Source organism: Catenibacterium mitsuokai, from assembly GCF_025148785.1.
In the GTDB taxonomy this organism is placed as follows: Bacteria; Bacillota_I; Bacilli_A; order Erysipelotrichales; family Coprobacillaceae; genus Catenibacterium; species Catenibacterium mitsuoka.
In genome coordinates this window covers 1,272,537-1,291,096 of sequence record NZ_CP102271.1, presented here as the reverse complement: position 1 = coordinate 1,291,096, position 18,560 = coordinate 1,272,537, and the positions used below count along the sequence as shown (strand labels likewise).

19 protein-coding genes are annotated in these 18,560 nt (G+C 41.8%); 2 read left to right on the top strand and 17 right to left on the bottom strand.

Features of this window, described 5'->3' with window-relative positions:
• Positions 1 to 29 precede the first annotated feature (29 nt).
• Entirely contained in the window at positions 30 to 617 is a 588-nt protein-coding gene (locus NQ499_RS13740; protein WP_259848770.1) for a recombinase zinc beta ribbon domain-containing protein, read from the top strand.
• Between the two features lie 145 nt (positions 618 to 762).
• Here the strand turns inward: NQ499_RS13740 and NQ499_RS06405 are convergent, their stop codons facing one another.
• From NQ499_RS06405 to NQ499_RS06355, 11 genes are all read right to left on the bottom strand, one after another.
• Positions 763 to 2,364 carry a hypothetical protein gene (locus tag NQ499_RS06405; protein WP_006506484.1) on the bottom strand — a complete coding sequence of 534 codons (1,602 nt, stop codon included), beginning with the start codon at positions 2,362 to 2,364 and terminating at the stop codon, positions 763 to 765.
• Positions 2,365 to 2,636: 272 nt separating this feature from the next.
• Positions 2,637 to 4,313 (bottom strand): recombinase family protein, encoded by a 1,677-nt coding sequence (locus NQ499_RS06400; RefSeq protein ID WP_006506485.1) that lies wholly within the window; start codon positions 4,311 to 4,313, stop codon positions 2,637 to 2,639.
• Between the two features lie 51 nt (positions 4,314 to 4,364).
• Entirely contained in the window at positions 4,365 to 4,517 is a 153-nt protein-coding gene (locus NQ499_RS06395; protein WP_006506486.1) for a hypothetical protein, read from the bottom strand.
• Positions 4,518 to 4,614: 97 nt separating this feature from the next.
• The gene (locus NQ499_RS06390; protein ID WP_006506488.1) at positions 4,615 to 4,986 is read right to left on the bottom strand and encodes a type II toxin-antitoxin system PemK/MazF family toxin; all 372 of its coding nucleotides are present in this window, start codon (positions 4,984 to 4,986) and stop codon (positions 4,615 to 4,617) included.
• Positions 4,987 to 5,548: 562 nt separating this feature from the next.
• Positions 5,549 to 5,977, bottom strand: a complete 429-nt coding sequence (locus NQ499_RS06385; protein ID WP_006506489.1) for an RNA polymerase sigma factor — start codon at positions 5,975 to 5,977, stop codon at positions 5,549 to 5,551.
• A 431-nt stretch (positions 5,978 to 6,408) separates the two neighbouring features.
• Complete coding sequence (locus NQ499_RS06380; protein ID WP_006506490.1) at positions 6,409 to 6,783, bottom strand: hypothetical protein; 375 nt, start codon at positions 6,781 to 6,783, stop codon at positions 6,409 to 6,411.
• 8 nt (positions 6,784 to 6,791) lie between these two features.
• On the bottom strand, positions 6,792 to 8,018 hold the full coding sequence (locus tag NQ499_RS06375; protein WP_006506491.1) for an ABC transporter permease: 1,227 nt from the start codon (positions 8,016 to 8,018) through the stop codon (positions 6,792 to 6,794).
• A gap of 2 nt (positions 8,019 to 8,020) precedes the next feature.
• A complete protein-coding gene (locus NQ499_RS06370) occupies positions 8,021 to 8,905 on the bottom strand; it encodes an ABC transporter ATP-binding protein (RefSeq protein ID WP_006506492.1) in 885 nt (294 codons plus the stop codon).
• Between the two features lie 109 nt (positions 8,906 to 9,014).
• On the bottom strand, positions 9,015 to 10,430 hold the full coding sequence (locus NQ499_RS06365; RefSeq protein ID WP_006506493.1) for a sensor histidine kinase: 1,416 nt from the start codon (positions 10,428 to 10,430) through the stop codon (positions 9,015 to 9,017).
• Positions 10,420 to 11,124 carry a response regulator transcription factor gene (locus NQ499_RS06360; RefSeq protein ID WP_006506494.1) on the bottom strand — a complete coding sequence of 235 codons (705 nt, stop codon included), beginning with the start codon at positions 11,122 to 11,124 and terminating at the stop codon, positions 10,420 to 10,422. Before NQ499_RS06360 ends, NQ499_RS06365 begins: the two co-directional genes overlap by 11 nt.
• Positions 11,117 to 11,329: a helix-turn-helix domain-containing protein gene (locus NQ499_RS06355; protein WP_006506495.1), complete on the bottom strand. Its 213-nt coding sequence runs from the start codon at positions 11,327 to 11,329 to the stop codon at positions 11,117 to 11,119. Before NQ499_RS06355 ends, NQ499_RS06360 begins: the two co-directional genes overlap by 8 nt.
• Before the next feature lie 189 nt (positions 11,330 to 11,518).
• Between NQ499_RS06355 and NQ499_RS06350 the strand changes: the two genes are divergently transcribed.
• Positions 11,519 to 11,878: a helix-turn-helix transcriptional regulator gene (locus tag NQ499_RS06350; protein WP_006506496.1), complete on the top strand. Its 360-nt coding sequence runs from the start codon at positions 11,519 to 11,521 to the stop codon at positions 11,876 to 11,878.
• Positions 11,879 to 11,907: 29 nt separating this feature from the next.
• Here NQ499_RS06350 and NQ499_RS06345 read toward each other — a convergent pair whose 3' ends face one another.
• From NQ499_RS06345 to NQ499_RS06320, 6 genes are read right to left on the bottom strand one after another with little or no spacing between them, the layout of a single operon-like run.
• Complete coding sequence (locus NQ499_RS06345; RefSeq protein WP_006506497.1) at positions 11,908 to 13,671, bottom strand: lysozyme family protein; 1,764 nt, start codon at positions 13,669 to 13,671, stop codon at positions 11,908 to 11,910.
• Between the two features lie 35 nt (positions 13,672 to 13,706).
• On the bottom strand, positions 13,707 to 14,477 hold the full coding sequence (gene srtB / locus NQ499_RS06340) for a class B sortase (RefSeq protein WP_040390110.1): 771 nt from the start codon (positions 14,475 to 14,477) through the stop codon (positions 13,707 to 13,709).
• A gap of 14 nt (positions 14,478 to 14,491) precedes the next feature.
• The gene (locus tag NQ499_RS06335; RefSeq protein WP_006506499.1) at positions 14,492 to 14,896 is read right to left on the bottom strand and encodes a DUF6075 family protein; all 405 of its coding nucleotides are present in this window, start codon (positions 14,894 to 14,896) and stop codon (positions 14,492 to 14,494) included.
• 16 nt (positions 14,897 to 14,912) lie between these two features.
• On the bottom strand, positions 14,913 to 17,246 hold the full coding sequence (locus NQ499_RS06330) for a VirB4-like conjugal transfer ATPase, CD1110 family (RefSeq protein ID WP_006506500.1): 2,334 nt from the start codon (positions 17,244 to 17,246) through the stop codon (positions 14,913 to 14,915).
• Entirely contained in the window at positions 17,230 to 17,682 is a 453-nt protein-coding gene (locus tag NQ499_RS06325; RefSeq protein WP_040390092.1) for a PrgI family protein, read from the bottom strand. Before NQ499_RS06325 ends, NQ499_RS06330 begins: the two co-directional genes overlap by 17 nt.
• A 15-nt stretch (positions 17,683 to 17,697) precedes the next feature.
• Positions 17,698 to 18,534, bottom strand: coding sequence for a hypothetical protein (locus tag NQ499_RS06320; protein WP_006506502.1), 837 nt, complete (start codon positions 18,532 to 18,534; stop codon positions 17,698 to 17,700).
• Positions 18,535 to 18,560 lie beyond the last annotated feature (26 nt).

Genomic DNA, 18,560 nt, shown 5'->3' with positions numbered 1-18,560 from the left:
ACGAGGCGATTATTTCAAAAGAAATCTACATGCGAGTACAAGAAGAGTTGGTACGCAGGCGAGTGGTTAAGACCAGTGCCAATGGAAAGAAACGAAGTTACAGTTGCAACCACTGCTTCTCACAGATTATCATTTGTAGCGACTGCGGTGAGATGTTCAGAAGAATTCATTGGAACAATCGCGGCTGCAAATCCATCGTATGGCGCTGCATTAGCAAGTTAGAACCTACTGACCTTGAATGCCACGCTAGAACAATCAATGAGCTTGACCTGCAGGAAATCGTCCTTACTGCCTTGAATGAGCTTCTTGGTGATAAATCCAAATACCAGAAGCAGTTACAGCAAAATATCGCGCAGGTCATCAGAGCTTCTGCAGCCATCACCACTGATGGTATTGATGAGAAGCTTATGGAACTTCAGCAGGAGCTTGTTAAAAAGGCCAATAACAAAGAAGCCTACGATGAGATTGCCGACCAGATTTTTGCACTCAGAGAAAAGCGCCAGCAGGCCTCAATGGATACGGTACAGCGCGATGAACAGCTACAGCGAATAACGGAATTGCAGGATTTCATAAAAACCAGTCTTCCGACCTTACATTATTTGATGAAGCACTTGTAAAACGCTGGCTTAAGCAAATCACAATCTGGCCACCCCACTGCACAGTAGAATTGAAATCCGGACTTAAGGTCGACGTAGAAAAATAAGCATAAAATAGAAAGGCTCCTCACCACTGGAACTATCCAGTGATGGGGAGCTTTATTCATTAATAACTTATAGTACCATTCAAGCTACCATCAGATTTTTTCGATTTAATAGAATACTTAATTTCAAACGATTCAGCTAATGGCTTGAGTAGAAGCGCTGGGCCTATCCATTTTTTCTCTTTTGCTCTCAGAGAACTAACAGAAAATGTGAACTCACCATCAGAAGTAGGTGTTGCAATATATTTTGATAACTCCCTTTCATAATCTTCTGAATTATAAGTAGGAATCCCGTTCCCTCCAAAATGAGCTCTTACTGATGCCTGACTTACAGCTAAACTATCTGCTAAATTATATGATATATCGGTGTCATAAGAAATATCTGATGATTCAGGCATCATCAAAAGATTCTTGATAATTCCATTGTCATACAGAAGACCTTCTAGGCCTTGCATTTCAGGATTAATTAGTTTCTTTGTTGGCAAAACAACCTTCGCTTTTGATGCATCTATAGAAATAAAAATATCTATGTCCTCATCTGGAATTGTTGATACATTACCAATTGCTAATGGTATCAATAAATAACCATCAAAAGTTGTAATATACCAGTCATGCATCTTAATCTGATGCAATCTATATTTAAGACTCATCAGTTTCTGATATTTCTCTTTTTCTTCAGGTTCTCCGAACAATTTATATGATGAGGATATACCAATAGAAAATTTTTGCTTCAGATTTCCCATCTCAAATATATCATCGTCTTTTTCTATATCTATTGATAAGTATTGTTTTGCAAAATCACATACTCGAATTCTATCATCGTCTTTAATTGATACTTGTTGTACTTTGAATAGATTCACATTTAATGGACTTTTTATAGGAGTTAAAATTGAACCATCTTTTGTCGTGATAATCTCTGATGATGTGCTCTCTGAATCCTCTAGCGTATCCTCTGGTTCCGGAGTGCATGCAGAAAGTTTTATGGATTTTAATTCTTCAAACAACTTAATACATTCATCTATTGCTTGTTTTTTAATAGCAAGGTATTTCGCAGATGACGCAATACTATAAGGCATCACCTTATTACAAATCGTCCCGTCAATATAAGCTCCAATACGCAGGTCTGAGAAACCAGATTTTACACGCTTCCCGTTTTCTAAAATATGTTCTACTGTTTCTTGAATTACACTTTTAATAAAACGTTTTGCGTCACCCTTACTAGAACCATCCTTTAACGAAAACGGAGTAAGTCTTCGGCTTGCAATATCAAAAGGCATGTCTTCAGGTGTTCCATAATCCGCATTTAAGACGCATATAACATTATCCCATCCAACAACATGAGTTGCGTATCCAAGTTCTAACATAACGTTAGGATTAGGCATATATTTGGTTTTTACATTTCCATCTTTATCCGTTACCTCATATTTGCAAACCGCACTTACATCAGCAACGAAAATATCACACTCATCAATCTTAGTGAAAATCGTATTTGCAATATCAGGAGAACCATACTCACCCTTTGTATCACGGTCTGCCTCGATATCGACAGTATCTCTTAACAAACGAACAGCATCTTTGATACCATCTTGTATAATATTTCTTGTTTCGTTTCCCGGCAAATCTGATTGCCATGAGTAAAAAATCGTAATCTGCGAATCACTCATTACTATCAACACCTTTCCATAACATCTAATCCACTGCCTGCTATATTGCCAACAGTCGAGTTGCCGGATTAGACAACATCTAAATCACTCACTCAAATTGAGTTTGCACCCTAGATAACATCTATCCTAGTGCCACAACCCACGACATCTAAACCACAGCCTAAACCCTCTGACCGTTTTTACAGTAGATATGTTTCAATATAAGAAATACGGACTTTCATGAGCTACCTACTAATCTCAAAAAAGCCCATAAATACGCTACTTTTCGCTATTTATTTCTCTTTCCTAGACATCAAGCAGACCGTCTCAACGGTATTACCTCTTTCCCACAAAACTTTCCTTACTTCCTTACCGTCACGATATATCGGAAAATTGAACTCTATTGATTTCAACGGCATTTCCGACTCTCCGTTTGGGTATATTTGAATTTCTTTTATGAGATAAGAAATAACGCTTTTCTTTTCTTCATCACTCATTATAGCATAGAGCTTTCCAAAATTCTTCATTATTTTGTAAACATTCTCCAGAGTAATGGCTTCCATCTCAATAGAACTTCTTCGTAATTTTGCATCTTCAATTCGTTCCTCCAACTCAACAATCGTATCGTACAGCCCATCAAGTCTTAATGTCATATCGTGGATTTTTCTCTCACGATAACGGGCATCAGCAGGAAGATTATCAATCTCCCGTTCCAGACGAGCTTTATTCAAATCAACCTCCTTCAGCTTACTTTCATAATTTGCAATTTCCTTATCAACATTACTTGTATCTGTCTGTATTCCAATTCTGCTTTTTATCTCTCTGGCAAAGTACTTGTCACTTACCAACTCTTTGACTGCTTCAATAACAAGCGGCTCAATATCTGTTTTTCTCAAAGAAGCCTTATAATCACAATGATGTCCTCGCTCCTGCTTATTTCTCCCACATATATAATAATAGACTTCCTTATATGTACCGTCCTTATTTGTCCAAGCGTGTTTGTTAGTATACATTGAGCTTCCACACATAGGACATTTCAATACACCTGTCAAAAGATGCGACCTATCTTTGCCAACCTTTGACGGTTGCTTAATTCCCGTGGCGATACGCTTTGCACGAACCTTTTCCCATAATTCCTCGCTGACAATACCCTCGTGCTGTCCTTCCTCTAAAATATAATCATCGGTGTGAACCTGTTTATACTCGTTTTTAGTTCCTTTTACTTTCTCCCTTGTTCTTCTTCCGTAAGCAATTTTACCACAATAAACAGGATTATCTAATATCTGCCGTATAAGATGGCTGCTCCAAGTTTCCAATTTCCCATTCTGGCGTGGTATCTTTTTAATTCCTTGAAGATTAAGATATTTCGCCACTCCGCCAAGTCCAATATCAGAATTACCAAACTTCTCAAAGATAATGCGAATAGCTTTCGCTTCCGTTTCTTCTATTAAAAGCTGATTATTTTCAAGATAATATCCGTAAGGAGCAAAGCCACCATTCCAACCGCCCTGTCTGGCTTTTTCCCTGCGTCCATTCATTGTCTGCTCTATAATATTTTCTCTCTCAATTTCTGCAACAGCAGAAAGAACAGATATTAAAAGCTTTCCGCTTGTCTGTGATGAATCAATTCCTTCTTCAATACAAATAAGGTTTATGCCATAAGACTGAACGAACTCCAATGAATTTAAGATGTCTGCTGCATTTCTTCCGAAGCGTGACAACTTATATACTAAAATATAATCTATCTCTAATCCGTTTTTTATATCAGACAGCATTTTCTTAAATGCAGGTCGCCCCTCAATAGATTTTCCTGACTTTCCTGCGTCCTCATATACACCTACAATCTCCATTTCCTCTCTGTCTGCAAATCGTTTCAAACTATTTTTCTGACCTTCAAGGCTATATCCATCAACCTGCATTTCTGTACTTACTCTTGGATATAAAACACATTTCTTTCCCTCTCTGTTCATTCTGTTACCTCCGATAGTTTAGAAAAATGTGATATGTAAGGTTGCGTAAGATTACGCAACACAATCTAAATCTTGCAGAACTGATTTTCCGTATTTTTCAACTATCTGCACCATAGCACTGATAAAAGCGTCAAAGTTTTCCTTTTCATCAGCTACAATGTCAGGCTGCTGTTCTGCATTCTCTATTATTTTTACATTTTCCATCTGAATACCTCCGCAAGAGCAAAGCGGCTGTTCACTCTAAATTATAGAGATACAGTCGCCCTTTGGCGAATGTGCAAATCCACCCACACATTCACATTTACACATTTTTATCAATTCTTTTTTCAAGCGAAACGCTGATAGCCAGAGCTTTATCAACAGCAACAAGAAAACGCCCATCAAGGGTTCCTAAATACTCTTGCAGGCGTTGTTTATCAATGGTACGAATTTGCTCCAATAAGATAATGGAATCTTTATCAAGTCCATTGACATTGTGTACGATAGTGTGTGTCGGTAGTTTTTTCTTTGTTCCAATCTGTCCTGTAATCGCCGCTACAATGACCGTAGGGCTGTGCTTATTCCCTGTATCATTAGAAATGATAAGTACAGGTCGTGTACCGCCCTGCTCCGAGCCGATGACGGGGTTTAAATTTGCGTAGTAGATGTCGCCACGCTTAATGATTCTATCCATAGTGTTTGACCTCCCATTTGGATTTAGGCAGGAGCATCCTGCCTATGTAACAGCCAAACACAAGGAAGTATTTAAGGTCGGAGCATATAAACAAAGCTCTGTTCTTATGACCGCCCTGTATCTGGCATTATGATAGGAAGCATTTCAATTTGTCCTCGACACCCCGAAATGCTATGGGAAGTCGCCAAACGGTCAGCAGCGAACTGACACCACGGGAGTTTCACCCCAACTGTCGGTCTGACAGAGCCGCCCTCATTGCCTGCGACAGTTTAATCACGCTCGGACTGTGACTGGACGGGAGTACCATTGTTCTCTTTGTGGGTTATGGCGGAATCGGGAGCTGCCCGATATTTTGAGTCGGCATTTATCGCTCTCTGCCTTTCGGCAGGTCATGGCGTACCGCTGCACACGCTTATGCTCATCACAATCACAAAGAGGAAGTATTTGGCGAATAGGTATTCGGTTGTCAAGGAACTGCCCAATCTTCGCCACACAAAGGAAAACTGGGTAAGAGTTTTTGTCCTCTCACCCAGTAGCCCGTGGGAAACCTCAAATTTCCCCTCTATTCAAAAAACTTTTTTATTTTTTCTTTGAGCCTGTCCATTCGCCTGTAAACAGCTTTTTCCGTGATACCGAGCTTCGATGCAATTTCTTGGGTAGAATAGCCCTGCATTTTGAGCAACAACGCCTGTAAAGTCTGCTTGTCCACTTTAATCAAAACGGCATAGAGCTTTTCGTTTTCAATGTCGGCAAGTAAATCCTCAACCGTTTTTGCTTCTATCGGTTGGTCTTGTTCTGCAATCTCCTCAAGGTATGTACCTGCGTCTTGCAAACGCTGATAATACCTCCTGTCGGAATTGAAAACCGCCCAGTCATGGATATGGAGCTGTTCAATAGCATCCTCGCTGACACCTAAACTTCGCAGTTTCTTTTCTTCGGCTTCTTTCCAGAGCCGCCATTTCCGTTCTTCTTTGGCTTTGTTGTAAGCCATAATCTGTTACCTCCAATCTGAATTTTTTTGTAAATCCAGATTGAAAGGCGGAGAACGGCATCCCACGGCAGAAATAGCCCTGCGGCGTATTTCTGCAAAAAACGACAAAAGAAAATCCGCAAAGGTCGTCAAACCAATGCGGATATAGGTGTTATTGTTTCTATTATATAGATATTTAGCTTCTACCTGTGAAGCAGAATACTCCTTCGCTGAAGCAAGGATTTTTTTAACAGACTATCCTCGCTAATCCGTGTTGCTATGTAGAAAGCTACTGCTTCTGATAAGCAGTGAATTGTCGGTACTTGACCAACACATAAGAAATCCCTCCAAACTCAAACGGGTCTGGAGGGATTTCTGTTTATCTGAGCGTGAAGAAACAGCCCACCAAAAACACCGTTTTTTTTATTCAGTGGGTTTCTTTCTTTTTTTAACTATTTTTCCGAGCTTATAAGCCTTACTTGATAAACGGTAGGATAATAAAAGATAAGTTCTTCATCAAATGAGTCTTTCAATACCACCATTACGGTATCACCTCGACTAAAATCTGTAATTGATATTATATTATCTTCTTCGTCTACTAACTTAGTGCTATCACTAATTAAAAGTGAATTAAATGGACTTCCATAAATCTCTGTTGTCCGTTCAACTATCAAACGGATTTCGCCATCTGATTGAGTAACAGTTTCTTGAACAATCGCCTCAAATGACATTTCAGACCATTTAGAAACTTGATTAATTGTGATTACAGCAACAATTATCGTAACAAATAGAACAACTCCGATGATAATCAATTTTTTCTTTTTCATATCTCTCCTTATGCAACTTGATGTTTCTTAAATCCTAATCTGGCAAGTGGAAGCGTTATTACTGTTAATGCAGCATATACTATTACCCTCATAGAAAATGTATCCAATACCAACCCTCCAAACTGATAAGAAATATATTTACCTAATTCGGGGATAGTTGCACGATAAGGTAATAAAAACAGAGTAAGGTTATATATTCCTGTCGTTCCATTTGGCGCCAAGAACAACGGAATGAAAAGTATTGGTACAAGTACAATCAAAACAAGATAAGGACTTTTCATTTTTGCAGATAAAAGGAGCGTCAGCCCAATCATTGCCAACTGTACCAAGTAAATAACGCCTACATTGATTAGAGTCGCCTGCAGAAATGTAAACGGATATGGGATTGATAAACCAGCTGCCTGCAACGGTAAATTCCACCCATCTATACCAAATGCAATTAGCGGCAATCCACACGCCACAATAATGTGAAGTACAAATGCAATAGTTCCGAACAAAAGAGAAGCTAAAATTTTTGCCGTTATCAATTTTGTTTTTCCGTATTTCCCAGACAAAATTACAGCATCAGTACCTGCTTGATATTCGCCAGAAAAAACGGGAGCTATCACAATGCAGATTGCTAATATAGCAAACATTAAAAGTTCAAAAGAAGTTGTAATAATCTCCCAACCTTCAAAATAGCCATATTTTAACGGCATATTTATATTGCTTGCCATATTTCTCCAATAATCTTTTTGCTCGTTGGATAAATTAGAAGATGGAGCATTGAGTATGTTTTCCCTCTTGCTTTCCATTGCTTGATAGAAATCTGCTCCGTTTGATACATCTAAATCTGGCATACTATTATAGCCAACATATTCATTGGGCTTACTATAAGCTTTTGCAATCAAAGTAAGCATTTTTTCTCTCGGTGCAATGTTGTTCCAATAGGCATCGCCTATTAAAAACTGTTCATTTCCATCTGTTCCTATATTATCTGGATTTTCAAAAAGTTTCTGCACATCCTGGATTGTTTCGGTTACATAGTCCTCAGTCAAAGGAACAGCATATTTCTCGGCTTGTGCCTTTTCGTATGCAATACCCTCTGTGCCTTTTATAACACCGTATTGATTATAGGTCTGATATCGCATAATAGGTAATCCAAAAAGAAACGCTGTTAAAAGTAAACTGACCACCATAACAATTAAAGTTGACTTTTTACGCAAAATTTTTAAAAACTCATATTTAATCAACATACTTATTTTTCCTCCTGTTCCTGTGTTTCTTCGCCAAAATGATACAAAAATAAATCCTCCAAACTTGGCTCTACCGTATAGGCATCTGCTGATGGTGCGGTTTCATTTACAATGCGTAATCGTACCATATTATTTTCGTGATGAAGATTGACAACAGAAAAATGCCTGCTATATTCATCAGCCTTTCTTTCAGGGACAAATAGTTCCCAAACCTTTCCTTGAATGTGGTCTGTAACCGTGGTCATCGGCTCTTGCAAAATGAATTGTCCCTGCTTCATCATCAAAATTGTATCAGCGATATACGAAACATCTGATACAATATGTGTAGATAATACAACAATTTTTTCTTTTGCTAAATCAGATATAATATTACGAAAACGCACCCTCTCTTTTGGGTCAAGTCCTGCTGTCGGCTCGTCTAAAATAAGGATAGATGGATTATTTAGCTCTGCTTGTGCAATGCCCAAACGCTGTTTCATACCTCCCGAATAAGATTTAATTTTCTTGTCCGCTACATCTTTCAGATTTACCATATTGAGTAAATCTTCCGTTCTGGATACTGCTTGTCGTTTATCAAGACCTTTTACAGCAGCCATATACATCATAAACTCACGTGCAGTAAAATCGGGATAAAAGCCGAAATCCTGCGGCATATAACCTAAATGGGTATAATATCGTTCTCCTAATTCACCAATCGACTTTCCGTTTAATCTGATACTGCCAGAGGTTGGTTTTAGCACGCCGCATATCATTCGCATAAGGGTTGTCTTACCCGCACCATTCGCTCCAAGAAGTCCATAGACCCCAGATGTTAATGTCGCACTCACATTGTTTACAGCACACTTTGTCCCGTACTGTTTATTTAATTCTTGTAACTGTAATTCCATACAAAAACCTCCTGTCCATTTTAATAGGCATAAAGAAAAGGCAGCCTATGCTTATAGCATAAACTACCCATCTTAGGTGTGGCTTTTGCGTATCTTAATTTAACCTTAACTATTTTCTTTGTTCTGGAATGGAAATCTCAAACTTTGTCCCTTTCCCACGCTTACTGCTCACTGTAATATTCCCACCGTGAAGCTCTATAATCTGTTTTGCAATAGCAAGTCCAAGTCCGCTGCCCTCAGATTTTTCTTTCGTACTTGTTCCCCTATAATATCTGCTAAAGAGTTCTGGTAATTCATCTTCACTTATCCCTACTCCGTTATCACAAATTGATATATGGACATTGCTTTGAACATCTATACGAGTAGAAATCAATACTTTTGTTTCGGGCGGATTGTGTGTCAATGCGTTTATGATAATATTCTGAATGGCACGGCGGAATAAATCTGGGTCAATCAAAACAATACATTCATCAGTATTGCTTTCAAATTCAATATTGCGGTTTGAGAAAGCAGGGTCATTCACTATATCAATAACCAACTCTCTTATGAAGCGTGTGAGTTGTGTTTCTTTTGGACTATACGCAAATGCACCAGAATCCAACTGATAAGTCATTTTCAAATCGTTAATCAGCTTCTCTGTATGATTGACATTCCTTAAAATGATTTCTCCATATTCTTTTGAAGTTTCACCTGTGAGATTGGAACTGTCCGTAAGCAGCTCTGCATATCCCTTAATCGGAGAAAGTGGCGTTTTTAAGTCGTGTGTAATATTGGTTATCCATTCTCTACGTACCCGTTCTGTATCTTCATTTACTTTATCGGCGTGTCGAATATCAAAATACATTTTATTTAATTCTTGATAGACTTCGCTGAATATGCCATTTTCTTTTAACGGCGTATAAGTACGATGTGATATTCCGCTTATACCTTTTGTAACCTTTGACAGCTTACGTGAAAGCCAAACACTGTAAGCAAAAATAAAAATCATTAAAATCCCGAATCCGACCATAGTAAGCAGCTTTGCCGCTGGAGAAAGCCGTGAAATTCTTGAGCCGTTATAATAGAGCATATATTTCCCAATATCATACGGAAATCCAACAATGTAACTACATTCTTTGTCTGTATCATCAAGGATGTTTACAAACAGCGTATAACCATTTTCATAATCGCTTGTAGTAAGTGCAAGCAACTCGGCGGCGGTATATTTTGTAGGAAAGTTTTCTGGCTTATTATGAGAGAATATTTCTTCGCCGTTTTCATCAATAAACTGAATCCATAAACCATATTCGTCCAGTCGCTTCAGACCTTTTTCTTCTATCGTTAGCTTTCCATTTTCATAGGTTGTCCACACCGTATAGCTATTTGTAAAATTCTTCGGAAAATCTGTGATACTGATTCCATATGGCTCAGGAATTGAGAATATGTAATAAAACAAGCCGATTGCCATTATGCAAATCATTAAAATCAATGTGATAATAAAAGCTACTGTTCTGCCAAGCAACTTATATTTTCTTTTACTTTTCATTTGGATTTACCAACTTATATCCTAAGCCTTTCATTGTAATAATGTATTGTGGAGCAGTAGGATTATCTTCTAATTTTTCACGCAAATGGCGGATATGCACCATAATAGTGTTGTCGCAACCAAAGCTGTCCTCTCCCCATACAGTTTCATACAGGCGTTCTCGGCTGATAACCCGCCCTACATTTTGAGCTAAATATTGTAATATTTCAAATTCTCTTGCAGTCAATTCGATTTCTTTATTGTTTTTCATTACTCGGCAGCCGTCAGCGTCAATCATCAGTTCGCCTATTCTGACAGAGAAATCTTGTTTAGGATTGTACTTGTATTCTGCACGGCGTAATTGTGCTTTCACCCTATATGCAATTTCTTTCGGACTAAATGGCTTTGTTACATAATCATCACCGCCGACAGCCAATCCAAGTATTTTATCCAACTCGTCATTTTTAGAAGAAAGAAAAAGAATTGGACAATGCGAAATTTCACGGATTTTCTTACACACCTCATAACCGTCAATATCGGGAAGCATAACATCTAAAACAATAATGTCTGGATTTATTTCTTTACAAGTATTTATAGCAGACAGCCCATTATCAATTTTCGTAATATTACAATATCCCTCTATGGTAAGAGCCTTATCAAGCAAATCTAAAATATCTGGTTCATCATCGACAAGCATTATTTTATATTTATTCATCTAACAAATCTCCTTTTGTTCCAAGTTGTTTCTCTTTATTCATTTTATATCGACCATCAGCAGGCTTATTAGCGTCTTTAGGTATCAGCCAAGTATTGCCCATTTTAACTGCCCCATCAATTCGCTTATCATTACAATACTGTAAAATCCGTCTATCTGATATGCCCCATTTTGCGGCTGCTTCTTTTGTGGTAATGTAATCCATATCGCACCTCCTACATAATGATATACATTATACTTCGTTTGTCCGAAGAATACAAGTGTGCAAATATGAATTTTCTTCTCTTGAAACAGGAGATAATATCTCTTGTTATAGGAAATGTCACTTTCTTTAATAAGAAGTGAGATTTCTGTACAATATAGAGTAGAAAATTCAAGGACAGGTGGTGATTAAATGGATGGCAGAGATAACAACTTCGGTATCGACTTTGCACCGATTGGGCAGGCGATTAAAAAAGCCCGTATTGCACAAAATATGACAAGAGAGCAATTAGCAGGCATCATAGAATATTCCATCCGTCACGTTCAGTCCATTGAAAATGAGGGTCAGTTTCCGAGCATACAGCTTTTTATTTATCTTGTCCGTATGTTTCATATTTCGCTTGATGAGTTTATTTTCGCTGACGAAAAAGTAGAAAAGACTTCTCAACGCAGACAGCTCGATACGTTACTTGATAAACTTGATGATAAAGAGCTTGCAATTATTGAAGCAACCGCAAATGGTCTATGTAAGGCAAAAGAGCCAGAGGAATAAAAAACCTCTGGTTTTTCTTTTGCCCTTTTTTAATAGGCAGGTACGCCGTAACCGTAAATCACGCTGCTGCCGATAGCATAGCTGTTCTGACGACAAGCATCGCCAGAATTACCCTCAACAGTATAAACTGTTCCGTTCTCAACACGCTCCACAAGTCCAACGTGGTCTGTTTCTCCATCGCCCTCCCAATCAAAGAAGATGATGTCGCCTGCCTGCGGCTCATAGCTTCGGTCTTGCCATTGCCCGTTGCCCTTAAACCAATTCGAGCCGTCCACACAGCCTGCAAATTTCGGGATAAGCCCGCTTTCGATATAGCCACATTGGTCGGCACACCAAGATACAAAGCAGGCACACCATTCCACACGGCTGTCAAAACCGTACCACGACCAATAAGGCTGACCGCCCTCATTGCCGAGCTGCGTTAAGGCAACCTCCACAATGGCTTGATTGCCGCCGCCCGTAAATGCCCGTCCGTATGGATAGTACCGCAGGACGTGGGAAACATACTGCGTATCGCCGTAGCTGTCCCACCCTAAGCGTTCTGCCTGTGTAGTAGAAAACTCTACCGCATTGGCATAGGAATATCCTCCATAGTTGGTTTTCGCCCACGAGATATAGCCGTTTCCGAAGTTGTAGCCCTGCAAAGCAAGTTTGATACGCTCCATATCAATCGGGTTTTCCACTTCCGCATCACTCAGGCAGGCGGCTAAATTCTGGATACCTACATTGATGGAATACTCTGGGTCAGTAATGCCGTTTGGCGTATTCGGGTAACGGGTATTATATCCGCACTCGGAAGCCTGCATCGGGTCATTCCCACGCCCTCCAGATTCCTGCATCATCACCGCCTTAATCAGCTCCATATATTCAGAAATGCCGTGCTGCCTTGCATACTGCTGTATCAAAGGCTCATAGGCTTCCACCTCGGCACTGACTGGCGTATAGGAGTTGCTGTTGCCGCCACCGCCGAATAAGGATATTGCACATCCAAGCAGCACAATGATAAGGATAATCAAAACCGCAACCCAACCGCCTGCGATAATGGCAGAAATTAGAGCCTTTGTGCCTGCAATGATTGCCTTGACAGCGGCGATAGTCGCTCTGACCGCCGCCTTTGTCGCTTGGGCGGTAGCCTTTGCCGTTGCCTTCGCTGCCTGTGCTGCCTTTTGTGTCGCCTTAACAGAAGCCTGTGCGGTTTTCTGTGCCGCTTTTGCCGAAGCCTGTGTGGTCTTAATCGCCGCCTTTGAGGTGGAATGAGCCGTTTTAACACCTTTTTCGGCTGACTTTACCGTACCTTTGGCGGCAGTCTTGACCGTTTTTCCTGTACTTTTGGCAGACTGTTTTATCGTCTTTTCCACCTGCCGCTTTGTCTTTATGGTCGGGGCAGGGGTGTCGGGAACAGCCGCACGGTTAGCGGCACTTTGACGGACAGCAGAGCCGCTTCGTACAGAAGCCGCCTGTGCCTGTTTCTGCTCGGCAGCTTTCATTGCCCGTTTGGTCTTAAAGTCCGCAATCTTATCCTTTGCCTTGACGACATTTTCCTTTGTGGTCTGCACACTTTTCTGACCCTGCTTATTGAATTGATGGATGCCCTCGTCCTTGATACAGTCAGCCGCATAGGACACCTTATCGGAAGCATACTCGGTGGCAGAGCTTTCCTCAGAATAATAGCCCTGTTCCGCCTTATCCTTTGTCTTGGCATAGGCAGATTTCATACGCTCACCTGCGATAGCCGCCTTGTCAATGGTCTTAATCGTACCCTTGACCGCATCTCTGGTCTTTATATTCGCCATACAAAACCTCCTTTCCCAGAAGTTTTGCGGTCATATCAAGATACCTTTTTCGCCACCACCACAAGCCTGCCGTTCTGGGCAGAATATTCACAGGTGGAAAGGGTAATCAGCCTGTCGCCATATGCGGCACTCACGCCCGTATCATACAGGGAAAGCTCCTTACACTTGGCAACATACGCATCAAAGGCTTCTTCATTTTCTGCATCCACAAAATCGTAATAGCGGAAGCCCTCCGAGCTGTACGCAACAGTCTTGAACACAGCCACGATTTCATATTCGCCCTGCTCGGTCAGCGTATCAAACTGAATGGTCTTGTGCTTTTCATAAAAGCTCTTTGCCTTGTAGTCCTCCAACGCTCCAAACATCTTGCCACCCTTGATGTGATGACCGTAAATCACAAGATTGTCGCTCTCTGAAAGGTTGCAGTTCTCTTGGATATAGGGCGTTCCCAAATCACTGTACGCCTTTTCAAAGTTGTGCTTCAGATAGAAATTCGGATTGTTCGGGGTCTGCATCACAGGATAATTGAGCTTCGTGCCGGCAATGGAAATCCAACCGACCATATCCTCATTTTGCAGATACAGCTCGTTGTATTTCGCAAGCACATCTTCGCCCTCACTGACAGGCGTATCCTCTGGGATTGCTTCTTCGGGAGCCTGCTCCACAAGCTCCGCCATCTGTTCAAAGGCTTCCGTCTGTTCCTCCACCTGTGCATAATGGTGATAAATCTGAAAGCCGCAAAAAACCGCCGTACCCAACAGGGCAACAGCGGCAGCGATACAAATCTGCATTTTATATTTTTTCATAAGCTTATCCTTTCTCATCTTGAATGTTCCGTCTGCTGTTTCGGTGCAGGAAGCTCCCTGCAATACTCTGGATACCTTACCTTGATTCCCTCCATAAAGTAGGGGGCAAACTCACAGCAGAATAAGTCCTCTGGCGTGAAGTCCTGCGGACGCTCCTTATCGGTGTATCCGTTCCAGAGGTTAAAGGCAAGGTGGCAGACCTTGACCGTGCCGCTTGTCTGCCAGCCGCCGTGCATACCCTCTGGTTCAATACAGTCCATCTTAAAGTCAAACATCTGGTTAATGTTTGCCCTCGTTTCTGCGGCAATGCCCATTACATAGAAAAAGGCTCTGTGATAACAGTCGTTTACTTTGCTCTTGTTCATCATTTCCAGAAAGAAATCCCGATGAGCTGCAGAGCGAAATCGGATATTAGACATTGAAAATTCTCCTTTCCTAAACCTCACCAAATTTAGTTGTCATCAATTTATAAAGCTCGGTGTTTCGTGGGAACTTGTTGACAAACGGCACAAGAGAGCTGCCGACTTTGAGCAAGCCCTGTCCTGCACCGACATTCGTGATATAGCTCATCTGAAGGTCAGAGATATTAAGGAGCTTGGCAAGCTCAATCCTGTCGGTAGACGCTTGGTTGAGCATAATAATAAACTCGGAGTTTGCAAGCATTGTCCTCGCCGTATGGCTCTGTAAGAGGTCGTCAACATTCTGCGTAATACCCGTACAGTACGCACCGTATTTACGCACACGCTTCCAGAGGGTAAAGAGAAAATTCGCAGAGTATTCGTGTTGGAAAAGCAGATAAATCTCATCAATGAAAATGAATGTGTTCCTGCCTTTGGCTCTGTTCTGTGTGATACGGTTTAAGATGCTGTCAAGGACAACAAGCATACCAATAGGCTGTAACTGCTTGCCTAAATCTAAAATGTCATAGCAGATAAGTCGGCTCTTGGTATCCACATTGGTGTGCTTGGCAAAGGTGTTGAGAGAACCGTCCGTAAACAGCTCAATGGCAAGGGCGATTTCCTGTGCTTCTGGCTCGTTCTGCTTTAACAGCTCCTCACGGAAGTCCTGCAAGGTGGGCGGCGTTCCCTGATAATTGCCCTGCTGATAGTAGCGGTACACGCTCGCCGTACAGCGGTCAATGATAGACTTTTGCTTTGCCCCCAGAGTGCTACCGCCGATGAGCTGCTCGCAGAGGGATAAAATAAACTCCGATTTGAGGATAACGGGGTTTGCACCGTCGCCGTAATCGGAGTTCATATCCATAGCGTTGATATGGTTTTCACTTGTGGCAGAGATGTGAATGACCTCGCCCTGCATCGCTTTCACAAGGGGCGAATATTCTCGCTCTGGGTCTATAATAATCACATCAGCGTTAGGGTCTGTGAGAATGATATTCGTCATTTCCTCTTTCGCCGTAAAGGACTTGCCTGCACCAGACACGCCGAGGATAAAGGAATTGCCGTTCAACAGGTGGCGGCGGTTGGCGATAATCATATTTTTGCTGATTACATTCTGTCCGTAATACACGCCGTTTTCGTGATAGATTTCCTGCACACGGAACGGGATAAACACCGCAAGGCTTTCCGTAGTAAGGGTACGCAGAGCATCTATCTTTCGCACACCAAATGGCAGGGCTGTATTGAGTGCGTCCATCTGCTGATATTTCAGCACCGCAAACTGACAGAGGTGCTTTCTTGCCGTAGTAAGCAGGGCTTCGGTGTCATTGTCAAGCTGTTCCTTAGTTTCCGCCGTATGCACCATTGTCAGCACCGCAAACATCATTCTCTGGTCACGGGTGGTCAGGTCATCTAAAAACTCCTTGCTTTCTTTCCGCTGCTGTTCAAGGTCATAAGGGATGACCGCCGAAAAGTTATTGTTCTGGTTTTGCTTTCTCTGCCAGTTCGTGATGTTAGTTTCCACACCTAAAAGACGGTTTTCCACCTCACGCACCGCTTCATCTGTGGGAACGGGAACGACATCCACGGACAACATCATATTTCTGTTCAGCTCGCAAAGCTCGGCTACCATACTGTCCTTGATATAGGCAGCATATTCTCTGAGGAAAATCACACGCCCGTATCGGTTGCCGATTCTGAAATAGTCCTTTTCAAACTCAAAGGTATCGGGGCAGATATAGTCCTTGAAATCGTGACCTTTTTTCATACTCTGCACCATATCAAAGCAGAATGCCGTTTCCTCGCCTGTGCGGTAGAAATCGTGGAAGATACGGAGCTTTTCTTCTGCGTCAAGCTCGGTGGATTTTGAGCCGAGCCTTGAGAAATGCCCGATAAGGTCAGCTCCCACACGGGCAAAGTAGTGTCGTGCTTCTTCGATATTCTTCTTGCAGACGGATATGGTCACATACTTATCCTGCACGATAGAATTAGCTCCTGTCGCTTTATCAAGGAGCATTTTGTTGTATTCTGTGCGGTACTTATCCAAACCGTCCTCCGCCATAGGGATTAAAATGGTCTGCTCAAAGTCCGCCTTATTCAAGCGGCGGTTGTTGATAGTGATTTTCGTGGTCGCACCGCTGTCGAGGGCATTGAGAAGCTCCGAATACTCAAGGAACATCGCTTCCTTGTCCTCACGGCTTGCCACGGCATAGTTTATATCCTCAAACTTAAAGGTCTTTGCATACTTGTTCTTGCCCACAAGGAAAATGCCGTCCTCCCAGATTGTCTTAATGGGGATAACCGCCTGCACCGACTTCGGCACAACAAATTTCTCCTTGTCCTGCTTGAACAGGTTTCTAAGCGTTTTTATCATAGTCTGCCTCCTTACGCTTTTTTGATTTTCTTGGTTTCTTTTTCTCTGCCTTCACCGTCTGCCGTTTCTGCTTCTTTTGAGCAACAGGCAAACCTTTCTCACGGGCTTCGATATTAGGCTTCAATGCTTCATAGTAGAGATTGTCTGGCAGGAACATCAGCTTTTTCGGCATCAAAAACTCTGACTTAATCCACGCCCAGACAAACTGCTCGGCGGTCATACCGTTGTATTTCACAAAGCCCATCATCGCAAAGGGCGAAGCACCTAAGATACATACCCAACTGAGGGTTTCTGTTCCGAAATGCGGACGGAGCAGGAAAAACAGACCTACAGCCACGCCGCAGGCAAGGGCAGAAAAAATGAACTGCCTTAGTGACAGTCCAAAAAACATACTTTCCGTGTAGTTACGGATTTCCTTATTTATCTTGACTTCCAATAGGTTGCACCTCCTTTACAAGCCCATCATTTCACGGACAACACGGTCTGCCATTTTGACCGCACCAACCAAAACAAGCATATTAAATACAAGCTCTCCTATATAGCTCCACACCATTGATACTGCCGCAGCGTTGGGGTCAACCGCAGGGGGCGTGGCTGCGAACAGAGAAAAGATAATGCAGGCAAGGACGATGATTGCTCCCTCCAGACAAACGGCGGCATAGCTTTTTATAAAACTCTTGCCGACACTCTGGCTCGGCTCTCCTGCAAAAGTAGATAACGGCACGGGAGCGATTGCGGTATAAAGGTAAAGCTTGAAAAATCGTCCGTAAACCGACATTATCATAATGAATGACAGAACCGTAATGAACAGACCCCCTATAAGCGTAACCGCCCATAGAGGAATACTCTCAAAAAATCCGCACTCCTCAACGGCAGTTACAATCTCCTGCGGTAGTACTGTCTGTGCTGCTGTACCGAAACCTACGGTATTCATTATGGTGGAAATCACGCCCTGTACGATATTAAACAGAGCCATCATCAGCTCCAAGCCATAGGTTACAACACCTTTGGCAAGGGCAAATCGAATAAAGAGTTTGAGTGCGTGCTCGGGCTTCTTGACTTCTGCAAAACTACCGCAGGTACGCATTACGCCTACGACAAAAAACAATACGAGCAGGGCAAGCCCGATAGCCTGCAACGCACCGTGGATATTGACGATAACTGACCATATCGTACCGCCCTTAAACTGCTCTGGAGATTGGGTAACGAGCTGCCATATTTCCGCTAATTTCTCATTCCAAGTATTCAGAGCGTTTTCTAAATTCTGTACGACCCAATTATCAGACACTTAAACCACCTCCGTTCTTAAAATAG